Below are 2,344 nucleotides of genomic sequence, written 5' to 3' on the forward strand. Positions count from 1 at the left end.
CGGGATTGGTAGGAGCCTGAGAACAATGCATTCTGCTCGGCGTAGTTGGCATTGACCTGGAGCTTCCAGTCGTTGGCCAGGTTCTGACGCAGTTCGGCGAAAACCGTGTTGGTTTCCTGGTCCTTGTTCTCCCAGTCGGTACCTGGGTTGTAGGATCGGGGCAGGTCCAGGTGGTTGCCGTCGAGGCCAATCATGGTGGCGCCCCAGAAATAGTTGGTCTTGTCCTTTTGATGGGAGAAGCCAATCATCAAGCTGGTGTCTTCACTCAGGTCCGCCTCGGTCACGGCGTAGAACAGGCCATGGTCCTCCTCGGCATTGTCGACAAAACTGTTGGCGTCCTGATAGGACGCTACCACCCGACCACGCAGGGTGCCGGCGTCATTGAGCGGACTGGAAGCATCCACTTCACCGCGGTAGTTGTCCCAGCTGCCTGCTGCGCCGGTAAAGGTGAGCTTCTGTTCAGCCAGTGGCCGTTTGCGCACCAGGTTGATGGCCGCCGAAGGGTTGCCCGCGCCTGTAACCAGACCCGTTGCACCGCGCACCACTTCCACCCGATCGAACATTGCCAGGTTCGGCTGCACCCCTACCGACACGCCGTTGTACCCACTTGGAATGCCGTCGTACATCAGGTTGTCGATGTTGAAGCCGCGGGCCGTATAGGCCTGTCGACCGGGACCATTGCCGTAATCCAGAAACAGCCCGGGCGTAGCGGCAACCACGTCGTTGATGCTGGTCATGTTCTGGTCGTCCATGCGTTGACGCGTGATCACCGTCACGGCCTGAGGCGTCTCGCGCATGGTCAGGGGCAGCTTGGTGGCGGTCGACATGGCACCGGTGGTGTAGGAGTCTGACCCTTCGGTCACGCTGCCCAATTGTGTCCTGCTGATCTCGGTGGCACCCAGTTCGACCACGCCGGGGCTAGCGGCAGCGTCACTGTCTTCTGCCCAGGCTGGGTTGAGCGTCGCCATGCAGACGGCCATGGTCAGTAAATGGCGGGGCGAGTGGAGCGGGCGCAGCGAGACAGAGCGGGACATGAGTAGCTTCCGAGCTTGATAGGCGAATGGTGTTAAGAATCGTTACCATTCATTTTGTCAGAATCTTCCTACCCGATAAAGCTCTTCTTCCCACTGCAGGCGTCGGCCCATTCGTTTCCATTCATCGCTGCCGCCCCAACATCTATAAAGTGGTCTCGGCGACTCCGTGACTGCGGTCGTAGGCATTGACCTCCGGTGCCTGCCACCCCGCGGGCGTTCGTGCTGGCGAATAGATTTCCACCAGCAACGGATAACACCGGGCTTCGTCCGAAGAGTGCTTGCTTGAGCAATCGCCGCCCGGACAGGCAGACAAGCAGCCCAGCAGATCGATTTCAGCGAAAAACTCCAGGTAATCGCCAGGTCGTACCGGGCTGGCTTTCATGAAGTACTGGCCTGTGTCGCGGGTGAAACCGGTGCACATGAACACATTCAATACGTCGTGCACATGCGGCTCGGCTTCACTCGTCGCCAGCCCAGTGGAGTTGGCCAGTGCACGGGTCAGGTTGGAGTGGCAGCAATAGTGGTACTGGTCGCCGCCACTGAGCAGGTTATGGGTATAGGGATCGCAACGCGTACCGATCACGTCATGCACTGAGCCGCCGTACTCGTCGAAGCCGTACCAGTCCAGTGAGTCGTGGGTAATGGTGGCCATGGGGCGCAGGTAGGGGAAGCTTGAAAACAGTTGGTCGCCCACCCCCAGATGAGTGCCGTTGAGTGCGCGGGTCTTGCCGGTATAGAAGCGCTCGGTCAGGTCGTGCCGATTGAACAGGTTGAGGTCGCCAACCTGTGGACCGTCGATGGAGATGATCCGAAAGAAGCTACCTGCCGGTACGGTGAACGTTGCGGCATCGCGAGCGGGTACGCGGACAGTGTCGACTAGGGTCAGCTCATCGCGAACGGCCCTGTACGCGCTGACGTCGGGGCGGGGCAAGCTCTGGGTCGGGTAGCACAGCACTGGCTTGATGGCCTTGCGCTGCTCGGCATCGGTTGGCGCAGTAGATAAAGGGACGGGCTTCATGCAGTTCTCCGAGGTGTAATCGAGTCAATCAATAGCTCCGTAAGAGTAACTCCCATGCAAGCACGCCGCGGCGTGCCGATAGGGCGTAGGCGAGGTCTTCGAAGCATTTTGCAAAAAGATTTCAAGAGGGGGTTGACCGTGTTTTCACATCCTGTATTATTCGCCTCCCGAAGACGAGCAGCCTCGTGTTGAATCTTCCCTAACTTACTGATTTGATTGAAAAAATTAAATTGTAAAGGGTTGACAGTCAGAAGGAAGCGCACTAAGATGTGCGCCTCGGTTGAGACGAAAG

1 protein-coding gene and 1 pseudogene (1 of these 2 only partly in view) are annotated in these 2,344 nt (G+C 58.4%); both read right to left on the reverse strand.

From position 1 onward, the window contains the following. Positions 1–968 (reverse strand): annotated as a pseudogene (locus B3397_RS19705) (TonB-dependent siderophore receptor); it reaches 1,149 nt to the left of the window's first position. Positions 969–1,176: 208 nt separating this feature from the next. Beyond that, entirely contained in the window at positions 1,177–2,052 is an 876-nt protein-coding gene (locus tag B3397_RS19710; protein ID WP_296253314.1) for an urea carboxylase-associated family protein, read from the reverse strand. Between the last annotated feature and the right edge of the window lie 292 nt (positions 2,053–2,344).

The sequence above is a fragment of the Pseudomonas sp. UBA4194 genome (genome assembly GCF_002379585.1).
GTDB lineage: Bacteria > Pseudomonadota > Gammaproteobacteria > Pseudomonadales > Pseudomonadaceae > Aquipseudomonas.

Coding starts and splice junctions, on each gene's coding strand:
- B3397_RS19710 (WP_296253314.1), bottom strand. CDS start 2,052: ATGAAGCCCGTCCCTTTATCTACTGCGCCAACCGATGCCGAGCAGCGC.